The sequence below is a fragment of the Halomonas sp. Cn5-12 genome, from assembly GCF_021532545.1.
GTDB lineage: Bacteria > Pseudomonadota > Gammaproteobacteria > Pseudomonadales > Halomonadaceae > Vreelandella > Vreelandella aquamarina.
In genome coordinates, this window is sequence record NZ_JAKGAY010000033.1 from 1 (window position 1) to 13,917 (window position 13,917).

General features: G+C 59.0%; 12 protein-coding genes. 4 read left to right on the forward strand and 8 right to left on the reverse strand.

The window, feature by feature from the left end; genetic code table 11:
- From L1249_RS14545 to L1249_RS14555, 3 genes are all read right to left on the reverse strand, one after another.
- Positions 1–1,139 (reverse strand): RNA-guided endonuclease InsQ/TnpB family protein (locus L1249_RS14545; protein WP_235253671.1); only part of this gene is annotated, 1,139 nt, incomplete at its 3' end.
- A 201-nt stretch (positions 1,140–1,340) separates the two neighbouring features.
- On the reverse strand, positions 1,341–2,606 hold the full coding sequence (locus L1249_RS14550) for an inorganic phosphate transporter (protein ID WP_235253673.1): 1,266 nt from the start codon (positions 2,604–2,606) through the stop codon (positions 1,341–1,343).
- A gap of 9 nt (positions 2,607–2,615) precedes the next feature.
- Positions 2,616–3,296: a TIGR00153 family protein gene (locus L1249_RS14555; protein ID WP_062372387.1), complete on the reverse strand. Its 681-nt coding sequence runs from the start codon at positions 3,294–3,296 to the stop codon at positions 2,616–2,618.
- Between the two features lie 132 nt (positions 3,297–3,428).
- Here L1249_RS14555 and L1249_RS14560 point away from each other — a divergent pair, with 132 nt between their 5' ends.
- Together L1249_RS14560 and L1249_RS14565 are read left to right on the forward strand one after the other, a co-directional pair.
- Positions 3,429–4,325 (forward strand): CYTH domain-containing protein, encoded by an 897-nt coding sequence (locus tag L1249_RS14560; RefSeq protein ID WP_228169022.1) that lies wholly within the window; start codon positions 3,429–3,431, stop codon positions 4,323–4,325.
- Between the two features lie 38 nt (positions 4,326–4,363).
- On the forward strand, positions 4,364–5,266 hold the full coding sequence (locus L1249_RS14565) for an ion transporter (protein WP_172415946.1): 903 nt from the start codon (positions 4,364–4,366) through the stop codon (positions 5,264–5,266).
- A gap of 62 nt (positions 5,267–5,328) precedes the next feature.
- Here the strand turns inward: L1249_RS14565 and L1249_RS14570 are convergent, their stop codons facing one another.
- Both L1249_RS14570 and L1249_RS14575 read right to left on the reverse strand, forming a co-directional pair.
- Positions 5,329–5,952, reverse strand: a complete 624-nt coding sequence (locus L1249_RS14570) for an L-threonylcarbamoyladenylate synthase (RefSeq protein WP_172415945.1) — start codon at positions 5,950–5,952, stop codon at positions 5,329–5,331.
- A 54-nt stretch (positions 5,953–6,006) separates the two neighbouring features.
- Positions 6,007–6,963, reverse strand: a complete 957-nt coding sequence (locus L1249_RS14575; protein WP_172415944.1) for a PHP domain-containing protein — start codon at positions 6,961–6,963, stop codon at positions 6,007–6,009.
- Between the two features lie 134 nt (positions 6,964–7,097).
- On the opposite strand from L1249_RS14575, the gene L1249_RS14580 reads away from it, so the two are divergent.
- The gene (locus L1249_RS14580; protein WP_054641335.1) at positions 7,098–7,397 is read left to right on the forward strand and encodes a YciI family protein; all 300 of its coding nucleotides are present in this window, start codon (positions 7,098–7,100) and stop codon (positions 7,395–7,397) included.
- 157 nt (positions 7,398–7,554) lie between these two features.
- Positions 7,555–9,594 carry a bifunctional tRNA (5-methylaminomethyl-2-thiouridine)(34)-methyltransferase MnmD/FAD-dependent 5-carboxymethylaminomethyl-2-thiouridine(34) oxidoreductase MnmC gene (mnmC, locus tag L1249_RS14585; protein WP_235253675.1) on the forward strand — a complete coding sequence of 680 codons (2,040 nt, stop codon included), beginning with the start codon at positions 7,555–7,557 and terminating at the stop codon, positions 9,592–9,594.
- Here the strand turns inward: mnmC and L1249_RS14590 are convergent.
- From L1249_RS14590 to zipA, 3 genes are all read right to left on the reverse strand, one after another.
- Complete coding sequence (locus L1249_RS14590; protein ID WP_044629984.1) at positions 9,588–9,860, reverse strand: YheU family protein; 273 nt, start codon at positions 9,858–9,860, stop codon at positions 9,588–9,590. The genes mnmC and L1249_RS14590 overlap by 7 nt on opposite strands.
- Entirely contained in the window at positions 9,857–11,893 is a 2,037-nt protein-coding gene (gene ligA / locus L1249_RS14595) for an NAD-dependent DNA ligase LigA (protein ID WP_044629985.1), read from the reverse strand. Before ligA ends, L1249_RS14590 begins: the two co-directional genes overlap by 4 nt.
- A gap of 89 nt (positions 11,894–11,982) precedes the next feature.
- Positions 11,983–13,764: a cell division protein ZipA gene (zipA, locus tag L1249_RS14600; RefSeq protein WP_062361572.1), complete on the reverse strand. Its 1,782-nt coding sequence runs from the start codon at positions 13,762–13,764 to the stop codon at positions 11,983–11,985.
- Between the last annotated feature and the right edge of the window lie 153 nt (positions 13,765–13,917).

The following is a 13,917-nucleotide window of genomic DNA, read 5'->3' on the forward strand; positions in this document are numbered from 1 at the left end:
TAATCATGGGCAGAGACGGACAGCCCTTCCGCCTTCAGCTCGATAATGCCTTGATGCTTGATGTTCAGCGCCGCGTTGATGTCCCGGTCGTGCTGTGTGTGGCAGGCGGGGCACTCCCACGACCGGATGTTCAACGGCATGGCGTCCATCTTGTGCTGGCAGACATGGCAGGTCTTGGAGCTGGCAAACCACGGGTCGATCTTGACCAGATGCTTGCCCTGCTCCTTGGCCTTGTAATCCAGCTTGGTCACCAAGGCATGCCAGGACGCATCGCCGATGTGCTTGGCTAGCCTGGCGTTCTTCATCATGTTGCGGGCCTTCAGCGTCTCGACGATCACCGCTTGGTTATCGTCAACGATCTGTCGAGAGAACTTGTGCTGGAAGTCATGGCGGGCATTCGCCAGCCGCTCGTGCGCCTTGGCGACGAGTAACCGTGCCTTGGCCCGATTGGCGCTGCCCTTCTTCGTGCGGGACAACGCCTGCTGCTTGCGCTTGAGATTTTGCTGCGCCTGCTTGAGGAAGCGCGGATTGGCGATCTTGCGGCCGGTGGAGTCAATGGCCAGATGCGACAGCCCCATATCGAGGCCGAGGACCTTGGCGGCGTCGACCGCCTTCAGCGGTGCTGGGGCGGCCTGCTCTGTTTCGTAGAGCAGCGAGGCGTAGTGCTTGCCGGTGACGGTACGGGTCAAGGTGATGCTTTTCAGCCTGCCCTCGACCTGTCGATGCATCCTGGCCTTGATGGGTCCAAGCTTGGGCACCTTGATCCAGTCGTCGCCGGCCTTGACGCCGACGCAGTGATAGCTGGACTGCTTGCCCCGCTTGCTCTTGAAGCGCGGATAGCCGGCTTTCTGCGCGGGGTCGAAGAAGCGCTGGAAAGCATGGTCGAGGTTCAAGCACGCCTGCTGGAGAGCCACGGAATCAGCTTCTTTCAGCCACCCATATTTGCGCGACTTCTTGGCCACCGGCAGCAGCTTTTTGATGTCGTGCTTGGCGCTCAGCGACTGGCCGTGACGCTTGTGGCGATGGGAAATGATGCGAAGGCCGGTGTTATAGACGAAGCGCACCGCGCCGAACTGGCGGTTCAGGAACTCCGCCTGCTCGGTCGTGGGGTAGAGTCGTACCTTCGTAGCCTTCAGCATGGCGCGCCATTGATGCATGGATGTATGTACAGCTTATGCCACTGGGCCCCATGCCGCAAACCCAGCAGCGCTATCGCGCTGCCCGCTTGTATCCCCGCTCGAGTGGGCGAGGGCTTACGCGGATTTTTGCTAAGAAGGTGCCGCTGTAGGCTTGGCGGTTCAGCCGAGCTGTGGCATTCGGTGCGGAGTTAGCTCCGTCTGTTAACCAAACATGCCTTTAAACATAAAGAAGAACAGAATCGCCAAACCAGCACCAGCAGGCAGCGTAATCAGCCACGACATAGCAATGGTACCAATCACTCGCAGGTTAAGCGCCGCCATACCACGGGCCAAGCCTACGCCCAGCACCGCGCCCACTAGGGTGTGAGTGGTCGAGATGGGCAGACCAGTACCCGATGCCAGCACTACGGTGGTAGCCGCCGCCAGGGTGGCCGCAAAACCACGGCTAGGCGTCAGCTCAGTAATGCCGGTACCGACCGTCGCGATGACTTTATGGCCATAGGTAACCAAGCCAACGACGATACCGCCGCCACCTAGTACCAGTACCCACCAGGGCACAAGGGCCGAGCCCTCAATTTCACCGCCGGTTTGCACCACGCTGATCACCGCTGCCAGCGGGCCAACCGCATTGGCCACGTCGTTGGAGCCATGGGCAAACGCCATGGCACAGGCAGTGAAGATCATCAAAACGCCGAACACCCGCTCCACGTTGGCATAGCCGAAGTGGTCGCTGGCGCTCTGCACGTACTTGATACGCCGCTGCATGACCACCCCGACGCCCATGATCACGATGCCGATCAGAATCGACAGCAGGAAGCTCTGGCCAAAGCTCAGGTCGAGTCCCACGTGGGAGAGCCCTTTGGTCAGCGTGACCATGGCAACAATAAAGCCCACCAAAAATACATAGCCCGGCACGTAGCGCTTGGCGGCGGTAAACGGGTTATCGTTTTCAAAAATCAGGTGGTGGACCGATTTGAACAGCACAAAGCCGATGGTACCGGCCAGCAGCGGGGAAACGACCCAGCTTGCCGCAATCTTGGTAACCGCTCCCCAATCCACGGTAGAAGCCCCCAGGCCTGCCACCGCGAAGCCCACAATCGCGCCCACAATGGAGTGCGTGGTGGAAACGGGCCAGCCTTTCATGGAGGCCACTAGCAGCCAGGTTCCCGCTGCCAGCAGCGCCGCTAACATGCCGTACACCAGCAGCTGTGGGTCTTCCTGCAACAACTCCGGGTCGATGATGCCTTTACGAATGGTGTTGGTGACTTCGCCACCGGCCAGCCATGCGCCTAAAAACTCAAAGACAACGGCAATAAGGATCGCCTGCTTGATGGTAATCGCTTTCGACCCCACCGAGGTTCCCATGGCGTTAGCGACATCGTTTGCGCCAACGCCCCATGCCATAAAGAAACCAAATAAACAGGCCAGAATGATAAAAATGTCACCGTGCTGGGCAATAATCTGCATGAGTATCCCTTAGCGTGCGGTCAGGATCTGCAGGCGGCTGCCCACGCGTTCGGCGCGATCAGAGACTTCGCCGACCCACTCGATGATCTTGTAGAGAAAGATCACATCCACCGGCGGTAGCTGGCTCTCAAGCTCAAACAGCTGACGACGAATCGCCACCTGCTGGCTATCGGCCTGGTGCTCAAGGGTGTGCAGTTCGCGGATCATGTTTTGCATGACATCGGAAACATTGCGACCAAAACCGGATTCCAGCAGGTCTTTCAATTCTTCAAGCGCTTGGCGAGCTTGGGCCACACAGGCCACACTGGTGCGCATGTAGTCGCGCATCGGTTCGGCCAGCTCATTGGGTACGCGCATTTTACGGCCCAGCATAATGCCGGTAATGTCGCGCACTTTATTGGCAATCTTGTCCTGAACACTGATCAAATCGAGCAGGTCAGAACGCGATACCGGCAGGAACATGGTGTTAGGCAGGTTCAGCCGCAGTTCTGTTTTCAGGGTGTCGGCGTCGTGCTCTAAGCGCGTGACGTTCTCGCGCAGCTCAGCCGCCGTGTCCCAATCACCGACAAGTGTTGCCTCGAAGAACGGCAGGAGGAGGTCGGCGCATTCATTGGCCTTGACGATGTGGGCCAGCAGCGGCTGGAATGGCGAGCGGCCAAACATCGCGGAAAAAGGGTTGGAGGTTACCATAGAGCCTTTAGCCTGTTTTCGGGGGAGCCTGGAAATGGCGGGCGACAGTATAAAGAGCGCGCTCGGCTTCGTCATAAAAAGTTCATTCAACCGTCATCAATAAGCAACATAGATCACTTGGCAGGAAGCGTCATGACCCAACACCCTCATCCGGCAGCCCCTCAGGAAGTCGAACTGAAGCTGGCCCTGGGGCCCGGCGCGCTCGACGCGCTGCTGGCCCATCCGTTCTTGGCAGAGCCGCCCCAGCAGCAGGCCTTGGCCAACACCTATTTCGATACTCCCCAGGGCCATCTAGCCGCAGGCCGGGTCGCCGTTCGGCTGCGCCGACTGGGCCCGCGCGTGCTGCAAACGGTCAAGACCGCAGGCCAGGGCGGCGGCGGGCTATCGCGTCGTGAAGAGTGGGAGTGGCCGCTGGACGAGCACGCTCTCGACCAGGCCGGGCTGGCCGAGCTGCCGCCGTTTCAAGGGCCGTTGGCCGAACAGATAGCGGCGCTGCAACCCACGCTGAGCACCGATTTCCACCGCCGTACCTGGCAGTTGGCATGGCAAGGCAGCACTATCGAGCTGGTGGTGGACGAAGGGGAAATCGTGGCGGGTAGCGCCCGCGCCCCTATTGGCGAGGTCGAACTGGAGCTGAAAGAGGGCAGCGCCGATGCGCTATGGGGATTGGCCCTGGCACTGGCAGAGCAGGTAGCACTGCGCCCTTCCGACAGCAGCAAGGCCGCCCGAGGCAATGCCCTGGGCCAGCAGCAGTGGACACTGCCCGAGGCCAGCACCCCCAGCGCATGGCTGCACCGTGCCACCGTGGCGCTAGATGCCTTCCATGACAGTGGCCACCCCGAGCACCTAGCGGCGGCCCGACAGGCGCTGAGTGAACTGGCCCAGCACCCGGCGCTGGATGACGCCGCACGGCGCGAGGCCCTCACGCTGACGGCCGAGCTGGGCGCCACCGGCCAGCCCACGGCGGCGTACGGCGTTGCAGCGTTGACGCTGGCCCGTCGCCTTGGTCAGCAAACCGCGCTACGCTGAAACGCATCCCCCTTGGCCGCTTATTTCAGGACGAAACCATGAGCTTTGACCTCAGCCCCGGTGCCGAAGGATTGCGCACGCGGTTATTCCACGTGATTTTCGAGTCGGATACCCCGGGGGCCAAAGCGTTCGATATCGCCTTGATCATCGCCATCCTGCTGAGCGTGGCGGTGATTTTGCTCGATAGCGTTGAGATCTATGCCGAGCGTTATGGGCATATTTTCTTCTACATCGAATGGGCCTTTACACTGCTGTTTAGCCTGGAACTGCTGGTACGGCTTTACTGCCTTGAACGCCCCACTGTGTATTTAAAAAGCTTTTACGGCGTGGTGGATGTGATTGCAATTATCCCCACTTGGCTAGTGCTACTAGTGCCTGGCGCGCATGCGCTGGTGATGGTGCGGATTTTGCGCGTGCTGCGCATCTTCCGCATTTTGCGACTGATGGAGTTTGTGGGGGAAGGCAGGCTACTGCTGGATGCGCTTAAACGTAGCCTGCGCCAGATTTTGCTATTTTTCAGTAGCATTCTCATGGTGGTCACACTGTTTGCCGCGCTGATGTACACCATTGAGTCCCCTGAGTCGGGCTTTACCAGCATACCGATGTCGATATATTGGGCCATCGTGAGCATCACCACCGTCGGGTATGGGGATATTGTGCCCGCCACTTCGCTGGGCAAAGCCATCACGGTGATTCTGATGCTGATTGGCTACTCGATTATTGCCGTGCCCACCGGGGTGTTTTCTGCCCAAGTGATCCGCTCGATTCGTGAAGACCGCTACTCAGAAGAAGCCTGCCCAGGCTGTGGGCACGACCGCCATGAAAAGCGCGCCCGCTACTGCCTGCGCTGCGGCACTTGGCTGGATGAGAACAGCGAGGAGCCGCGCAAAAAAGCGCACAAAGAGAGCAGCGACGATGAGACACCAAGCGAGGATAAATAGCACCTCGCCGATACGAAAACGAGGACGCTAAGCGCCCCCGTTTTAATAGTACTCAGCGACCGCTACTCTTGAAACGGCGTTATATCGCCACGCCCTTCCCGCACGATTTTGGGCGGCAGTTCGCGAAGATCAATCACACTCGTTGGGTCGAGGTGGCAAGCACCGCCATCGATAATCAAATCCAGATGAGCCCCATAGCGGTCGCGGATCTCCTCGGGGTCGCTCATCGGCAACGCTTCGCCTACCGGAATCAGCGTCACGCTCATTAGCGGCTCACCCAGCGCTTCTAGCAGCGCGTGGGTAATGCGGTGGTTGGGCACCCGCACACCGATAGAACGGCGCTTAGGGTGCAGCAGCAAGCGCGGCACTTCGGTAGTGGCATCCAAAATGTAGGTGTAGGGGCCGGGCGTGTGGGCTTTCAGCAGCCTGAACACGGCGTTATCCACTTTAGCGTAAGTGCCAATTTCGGAAAGATCCGAGCACACCAGAGTAAAGTTATGCTTGTCATCCAGCGAGCGCAGCCATTTGATCTTCTCGATGGCCTTTTTTTCGCCTAAATGGCAGCCCAGCGCGTAGCCTGAGTCCGTTGGGTAAGCGACTACTCCACCCTTACGAATAATCTCGGTGGCTTGGTCAATCAGCCGCTTTTGCGGGTTTTCCGGATGAATCTGAAAATATTGGCTCATCGCTTACTCCTGCCCGTAGGCATCTGTTAGCTAAGGTTTTTAGCGATATCACTTTTAGCTTAGCTTATTCAGCGGCTTAGCACCCAGCATACCGCTCGGGGCATCGCGCAGGTGGGCTAAACGGGGGTGCTGCCAAATAGGCGGCGCGGCGGTACGGGGCACCGGGCTCATGCTGCCAGGCGCTGCATGGCTGCCAGGAAAGTGGAAATCACTGCCCAACGAGGCGTACAGCTCCCGCTCTACCAACTGGCGCGCCAAATCACGGGTGGCGTCTGGGTTTTGCTGGCCGCTAACAAGCTCTACGCCTTGGCCACCGGCTTCCATAAAGGTATCCATCAACAGGCCGCGCTTGCGCCGGGTAAGCCCGTAGCGCAGCGGATGGGCCAGCACGGCCACTCCGCCAGACGCCACTACCCAACCCACTGCTTCGCTAATTTCCGGCCAATGGGCTTTAACATCGCCTTTTTTACCACTGCCCAGGTAGCGCTTAAAGGCTCCGGCCCAATCGGCTACCACACCTTCCGCCACCAGCGCCCGGGCAAAGTCAGGTCGCCCTAGGGGGCGGTCGCTGCCTGCCTGGGCGCGGGCTTTTTCCAGCGCGTTGGGTAAACCCATTTTTTCTAAACGCTCGGCGATCACTTCAGCGCGCTTGATACGCGCTTCCCGCTGCTGCTCAAGCCCCTCTATCATCGGCCCCTGCAGCCCGCCGGGCATTAGCGCTACCACGTGAATATTAATCCCCTGCCAGCGGGTGGATAACTCACACCCCGGCACCAGGCAAAGCCCTGCCTGCTGGGCGGCGCGGCTCGCTTCTTCCACCCCTTCCATCGTGTCATGGTCGGTGAGCGCCATGTGAGTAAGCCCACGCCCAGCGCATAGGGTTACCAGATCCGTCGGGGAAAGCGCCCCATCAGAAGCGGTTGAGTGCATGTGCAGGTCAACCGAGTAGCGCTGGTCGGCATCGAATGCGGTAGGCAGTACGGAGGCAAGAGCGTTAGGAAGTAGTGGCATTAGCATGACGCCGTGTGGCGAGTTTGTCAGAATAGGCGTGTTGAACACGAACAAGCTCGCCATGGTGCGCGCTAACCGGGGTGCGGTCAATGTTATGGCCGATACGTTACCCCTGCCTTCAAGGAGTTATCCCCATGCTTTACGCCATTATCAGTGAAGATGTTGCCAACAGCTTAGAGCGCCGCTTAGCAGCCCGCCCCGACCACTTAGCGCGGCTTGAAGCACTGCGCGATGAGGGGCGGCTTATTCTGGCCGGCCCGCACCCCGCCATTGATTCCGACAACCCCGGCAATGCGGGCTTTAGCGGCAGCTTAGTGGTGGCGGAATTCGATAGTTTAGAGGACGCCCAAGCCTGGGCAGATGCCGATCCATACATCATCGCTGGGGTCTATGCCAAGGTAATTGTTAAGCCGTTCAAAAAAGTTTTGCCTTGACCAATAGGGGCGAGTGTGGAGGGTCCGCCCGCTTTTTCACAGAGCCTGTGGAAAACTCTGTGAAAACTCGGCGGACGCTTTTCTATAAGCCAGAGATAGCGCCCCGATTAACAAATTGATCATTTTTTAACCAATTATCGCCACCACGGATGCTCGCGTGACTCAACGCCCTGCTCAATCCCCTAGTGCTCTACCCCCACTTGAAGCGTTAACCGCCCCACAGCTGACGTGGAACGACACTTCTCCCCATTCAGACGCCTTCGACGACGTCTATTTTTCCCGTGAGGATGGGCGTGCAGAAACCGAGCACGTTTTTTTAGGGGCCAACCGACTTCCCGAGCGGTTTGCGGCTTGGCAGGAAGCACGGGCCTTTGTGATTGGCGAGACAGGCTTTGGCACCGGGCTAAATATACTGTGCGCCTGGGCCTGCTTTGAGCAGCACGCCCCAAAAGGCGCACGGCTGCATCTGTTATCCACAGAAAAATTTCCCCTCGACCGGGAAGCGCTTACCCGCGCCCTAAGCGCCTGGCCGTCGCTGGCCAGTTATTCACAAGTGCTGTGCGAACTATGGCCAGAGGCGGTAAGCGGCATCCACCGTTTGCACCTAAGCGAGCGCGTCACCCTCGACCTGCACTTTGGCGACACCACCGAGCGGCTGAACCTGCTGGAGGGCCAAGTGGATGCTTGGTTTTTAGATGGCTTTGCCCCCTCTAAAAACCCGGATATGTGGCAGCCGGAACTGTTTGAAGCCATGGCGGCCCGTTCCCGCCCTGGCGCCACCTTTGCCACCTTTACCTGTGCGGGCATCGTCAAGCGCGGGCTGAAAGCGGCGGGGTTTCACTGGAAAAAAGTGCCGGGGTTTGGCCGTAAGCGGGAGATGCTAGCGGGCGGTATAGAAGCACCGCCCACAGATACGCGGCGCAACGCGGCGCCCTGGTTCACGCCCCCTGCCCACCGCGATGCAAAGCACGTGATTGTAATTGGCGCGGGCATGGCGGGCAGCAGCGTAGCGGCAGCGCTGGCTAAGCGCGGCAAGCAAGTCACGGTGGTTGAGCGTGACGCCCCTGGCGCGGGCGGCTCCGGCAATCGTCAAGGGGCGCTCTATGTGAAGCTGGCGGTGGAAACCAATCATCAAAGCCGCTTCTATTTAGCGGGGCTGCTGTATAGCCAGCGCTGGTTTGGCCAACTGGCCTCAGCTCACCCACAGGAGCCGCCGCTCTGGCAGCCTTGTGGCGTGTTACAGCTCGCGCTAAGTAATAAAGAGGCGACCCGCCAGCAGCGTTTTATGGCCAATCATCCGCTGCCGGAGCCGGTCGTGTCTGCACAGACCAATGCGCTAAGCGAGCTGGCGGAAGTACCGGTCTCTGCAGCCCACGGGCTATTTTATCCCCAGGCGGGCTGGGTTCAGCCCAAAAAGCTCTGCGAACAGTTGTTGCAGCACGACAATATCACCCTACGGCAGGGCGACGTCAGCGAGCTAAAGCAAACCCAGCAAGCCTCCCAAACGGCGCAGTGGCAGGTCACGCTGGCCAGCGGCGAAACGCTGCAGGCTGATCATGTGGTCGTGGCTACGGCATCCCTGGCTAACCAGTTTGCTCAAACCGCCGAGCTGCCGTTGCAGCAGGTGCGCGGCCAGGTCAGTGAGCTAACGCTGCCAGCAGGTACGAAGGTGCCCACTAAAGTGGTATGTGCGGGAGGCTATGTATCACCACCGATGGATAACGTACTGACCTTTGGCGCCAGCTTTGTGCCCAATAACGCCACAACGCAAGTAGTCGAGGAAGAGCACCAGCGCAATATTGATGAGCTACGCCAAGCGCTGCCAGAGTGGGTCGCCGCGCTAGAGGCAGCTGGCGTTACGTTAAGCCCAGAGGCGCTGGAAGGTAGGGCAGCGGTGCGAGCCGCCAGCCCCGATAAAGCCCCTTACGCTGGTCCAGTGCCCAATGCGCAGGCGTGGCGGCGGGATTACGCCGTGCTAAGCAAGGATGCCTCTAAGGTGCCGCCCATCACCGGTGAACACTACCCAGGGCTGTGGATCTCCACCGCCCACGGTTCCCGAGGGCTGGCCAGCGCGCCGCTGTGCGCGGAGGTTATCGCATCGCGCATTTGCGATGAACCGCTTCCCATCGAGCAGCCATTGGCTGACCACCTTCACCCAGGGCGGCGCATCATTAGCGCGCTGGTGCGGGCTCAGTAATCGCCCTCTTCTTCATCATCTGCTAACTCTCGCCCAAAGGAGCGCCACTGGGCGAGGGTCATCACTTCGGTCATTTCCAGCTCTAGGTCGTGGGCAATGATCAGCTCGTGTCGGTCAAGCTGCTGCTTAAGCTCAGCGACCCAGCCGCTCATGCCTTCGCCGGTATCGGTGGTGTCGTAGCCTTGTCGAGTAACAAACGCTTCCAGCAGCGCGGTTAAGGTTTCTGGCGGCAGCATCCGCGCGGGCACTTCGATAAATCGGCTCATTCGCTTTGCTCCCAAGCGGCTAAACGCTCAATAAAGGTGGCTTCGTCGATCACTTCAACCCCCAACTGCTCGGCTTTGGTGAGCTTACTGCCTGCAGCTTCGCCCGCCACTAGGCAAGTCGTTTTTTTAGAGACGCTGCCCGCCACCTTGGCCCCCAGCGCCTGAAGCCGCGCCTTGCCTTCGTCACGGGTCATGCTCTCCATGGCACCGGTCAGCACCCAGGTTTGGCCCTCTAGCGGCGTGGGGCCTTGGGTGACTTCTGACTCTTGCCAAGTAATGCCCGCCTCAATCAGCGCTTGGAGTGTTTCCAGGTTATGGGGCTGGCGAAAAAACGTGTGGATATGCTTGGCAACAATGGGGCCTACGTCATTCACCGCTTCCAGCGCCGCTTGATCGGCGTCTTGCAGCGCTTGCAGCGTGCCGAAATGGTTGGCGACGTTAGCAGCCGTGGCTTCGCCCACCTCACGAATGCCCAGCGCGTAGATAAACCGCGCCAGCGTGGTCTGTTTAGCTTTTTCCAGGGCGTTAACCAAATTTGTCGCTGACTTTTCACCCATACGCGGCAGGCTCTTTAGCTGCTCTACGCTAAGATGGAAGAGATCGGCAGGCGTCTTCACCCACTCCTGATCCACCAACTGTTCAATCAGCTTCTCGCCCAGGCCGTCGATATCCAGCGCTTTACGGCTGGCAAAGTGTTTCAGCGCCTCTTTACGCTGGGCAGCGCAGTAAAGCCCACCAGAGCAGCGTGCCACCGCCTCGCCTTCCAGGCGCTCGATATCCGAGCCGCACACGGGGCAGTGGTCGGGGAAGGTAATCACACGGGCATCCGCCGGGCGCTTCTCTTCATCCACTCGCACCACTTGTGGAATCACATCCCCTGCGCGGCGAATGGCTACCGTATCGCCAATCATCACGCCCAAGCGAGTAATTTCATCGGCGTTATGCAGCGTGGCGTTAGAGACCGTCACTCCCGCAACGGTGACCGGCGCAAGGCGCGCCACCGGCGTAATCGCCCCGGTGCGACCTACCTGAAACTCCACATCGTTGAGGGTCGTGACTTCTTCTTGGGCAGGGAATTTAAACGCCACCGCCCACCGCGGGGCACGGGCAACAAAACCCAGCTCTCGCTGGTGGCGCAGGTCGTTGACCTTAATCACCACACCATCAATGTCATAGCCAAGCTGGTCGCGTTTAGCGCCTAGCTGCTCGCAGTAGTCGGCTACCGCGTCGGGGCCGTACATCGTGGTTAACTCTGCACTAGTGCGAAAGCCCAGAGTGGACAGCCGTGCCATCAGCGCACTGTGGGTGGCATCGCCCAAGTCTGGCTCCAAGCGTGCTGCTTGGTAGGCGTGGAACTCCAACGGGCGGGTCGCCGTAATGCGCGGGTCGAGCTGACGCAGGCTGCCAGCCGCAGCGTTGCGCGGGTTGGCAAATACTTTGCTGCCCTCTTCTCTGGCACGCTCGTTGAGCGCTTCAAAGCCGGAGTGGCGCATAATCACTTCGCCGCGCACTTCGACCAACTCAGGCACGTTTTTGCCCATGAGCTTAAGCGGCACCGAGCGCAAGGTACGCAGGTTAGAGGTAATGCCTTCCCCCGTGCGACCATCCCCACGGGTCGCACCGCTGACCAACACGCCCTGCTCATACACCAGCGATACCGCCGCGCCATCCAGCTTCGGCTCGCAGCTAAACTCAATCTCTTCCGACTGACACTCCAAGCGTTCCGCCACGCGTTCGGCAAAGGCCACAATATCGTCACGACTAAAGGCATTATCCAGCGAGAGCATCGGAATGGCATGGGCAACCTCGGGAAAGCCCTCTGCCGGAGCGGCGCCGACTCGCTGAGTGGGCGAGTCGGGGGAAATCAACTCGGGGTGCTCGCCCTCTAACTGCTTTAAGCGCTGCAACTTACGGTCGTAGTCAGCGTCGGTTAACGTTGGCTCGTCTAGCACGTAGTAGCGGTAGTTGGCGTCATCCAGATCAGCGCGTAGTTGGCTGATCTCTTCCAGCAGGGTGGGGTCAGGCTGACTCATTCAGAGGTTCCGAAGACAAATAAAACAGGTAATTAGTAACAAAAACACCCGCCTTCTTGAGGAAGGCGGGTGTTCGCGCAACGCGGCGTTTAGCGAGCCTGCATATGGCGGTGCAGGCGGTGGCGACGCTCAAATTCATGAACACGCTGCCGGGCAAACTCGATGGTTTGCGCCGTCATCACGCTGCGGTTTTCATCTTTAAGCTCGCCGCCCATGTGGCGTACCACCACCATGGCCGTTTCGACCATTGCTTCAAAAGCAGCCGAGCTATCCACCGCACCGGGCAGCGGCATTAAGAAAGTGATCCCAGGCGTTACAAACTCATCCATCTCTTCGATGGGGAAAGTGCCGGGTTTGAGCACGTTCACCATCGAGAACTGCAGCTCGCTATTGGGGCTTTCCGTTTCAAAGCGATTGAAGACGCCCATCGCGCGGCAATAGCGCAACCCACAGGCCATCATTAGTTCAAGTAACTTGTCGCCATCAAAACCTTCGGGATCACGCGACAGCACGCTAATGACTACCAACTCGTCAGCATTGGCAAGCGTCTCTTTGGCGTGCTCGCCGTTCACGTCATGACGCAGAGCTTTTTCCAACGTAGGGTGCGCGCGCACAACATTGTCTTGGGCTGCATAAGCGTCATCGTACTCGTCATCAACGCTCTGGTAGTGATCTTCATAGCGGCTAGCGCTGTTTGCGTAGCGCTCTAATTCAGGCTCGGCATGCGCCTGCTGCACGGCGTCGCGTTGGGCGGCAGCTTCATTAGCAGCAGCGGCTTCGCGAGCTTGAGCTTTTTCTTGAGCGATACGCGCTTTTTCCGCTTCAGCGGCCTGCTTCGCTTCACGGCGCTGCTCGGCTTCCAGCGCTTTACGCTCAGCTTTTTGCTTGGCGGCTGCTTCAGCTCGCTTGGCTTTCTCGGCTTTTTTGATGGCTTTCTCTTTACGGCGCTCAATAATACGGCGCTTAAAGGAACGGCCAATGCCTTCAAAATCGACTAAACGATACTCGTCGATTTCATCGTCATCTAGCTCGTGATCGCCTGCCATGTCGGCGCGCAACTGGCGGCGCTTGGGTGCGTCGGAAGCGTGCTTGGCAAATACCGCATCTTCAGGCTCGGCGCGAAGCACCGGCTCGGGCTCAGGAGTAATATCTGGCTCAGCGGCCGCTGGCTCTTCAGGAGCTCGGTTGCTTTCCAGCTCAGCATGGGGCTCTGGTGTATGAGAGGCATTTAGCTCAGCGGTGTTCGGCTGTTCGCTAGGTGCTTCATCAGTGGCAGAGAACGACGCAGGTGCTGTACCTGTTTGCTGAGACTGGGGTGCTTCGTCTTCCATGGCACTCATGGACGGCTCCGGGGTCGCTGGCTGGGGGGCCTCTGCTTTCGGGGCCTCTTCACGAGCTGTAAAGACACTTGGCTCACGGCGTGGCGGTTCGCGCATTTCGTTTCTGGTTTCAGCAGACGCATCAGCTGTTGCTGACACATTAGCAGTAGCTGCCTGGACAGCCGGCTCCGCCTTGTTAGATTTCGCTGCTGCAGGTTTTGGCTTTCCTGAGGGTTTGGTAACCGAGCGACGGAAATCAGACAGCACCCTAGAAGGCCCTGGATGCTCTTGGCGCTCTAACTTGGGTTTTTGACCCAGCCCGCTGTAGTCAGCAGCTTTAACGACCCGGGCACCGCCGTTTGGCAGTTCCCAATTGATCTCAGCTTCTTTCGCCTCGTCGTCTAACTCTTCCAACTTCGCGGTAGGCAAATCTTTTACCGCTTGGTCTAGCCGGGGCACACGACGCTGACGCTGGAGCCTACGCACACCGTCGACAACGATTAGCGAAACCAGTGCCAGTCCTAGAATGATTAACCACTCTCTTAATTCCATGTCGAGCATTCCATGGGTCATCTAACCGGTTACTAGGGCACAGTGAGCGGCACTGCGCCAGAATATGGGAACCTTCTTATAAATCGATATTTAGCACCAAGCATAGCGCGGTTGCTACGAAAAGAGCCAATTTTTGCTGATTTTCACACGTTT

Coding starts and splice junctions, on each gene's coding strand:
- L1249_RS14550 (WP_235253673.1), bottom strand. CDS start 2,606: ATGCAGATTATTGCCCAGCACGGTGACATTTTTATCATTCTGGCCTGT.
- L1249_RS14555 (WP_062372387.1), bottom strand. CDS start 3,296: ATGGTAACCTCCAACCCTTTTTCCGCGATGTTTGGCCGCTCGCCATTC.
- L1249_RS14560 (WP_228169022.1), top strand. CDS start 3,429: ATGACCCAACACCCTCATCCGGCAGCCCCTCAGGAAGTCGAACTGAAG.
- L1249_RS14565 (WP_172415946.1), top strand. CDS start 4,364: ATGAGCTTTGACCTCAGCCCCGGTGCCGAAGGATTGCGCACGCGGTTA.
- L1249_RS14570 (WP_172415945.1), bottom strand. CDS start 5,952: ATGAGCCAATATTTTCAGATTCATCCGGAAAACCCGCAAAAGCGGCTG.
- L1249_RS14575 (WP_172415944.1), bottom strand. CDS start 6,963: ATGCCACTACTTCCTAACGCTCTTGCCTCCGTACTGCCTACCGCATTC.
- L1249_RS14580 (WP_054641335.1), top strand. CDS start 7,098: ATGCTTTACGCCATTATCAGTGAAGATGTTGCCAACAGCTTAGAGCGC.
- L1249_RS14590 (WP_044629984.1), bottom strand. CDS start 9,860: ATGAGCCGATTTATCGAAGTGCCCGCGCGGATGCTGCCGCCAGAAACC.
- ligA (WP_044629985.1), bottom strand. CDS start 11,893: ATGAGTCAGCCTGACCCCACCCTGCTGGAAGAGATCAGCCAACTACGC.
- zipA (WP_062361572.1), bottom strand. CDS start 13,764: ATGGAATTAAGAGAGTGGTTAATCATTCTAGGACTGGCACTGGTTTCG.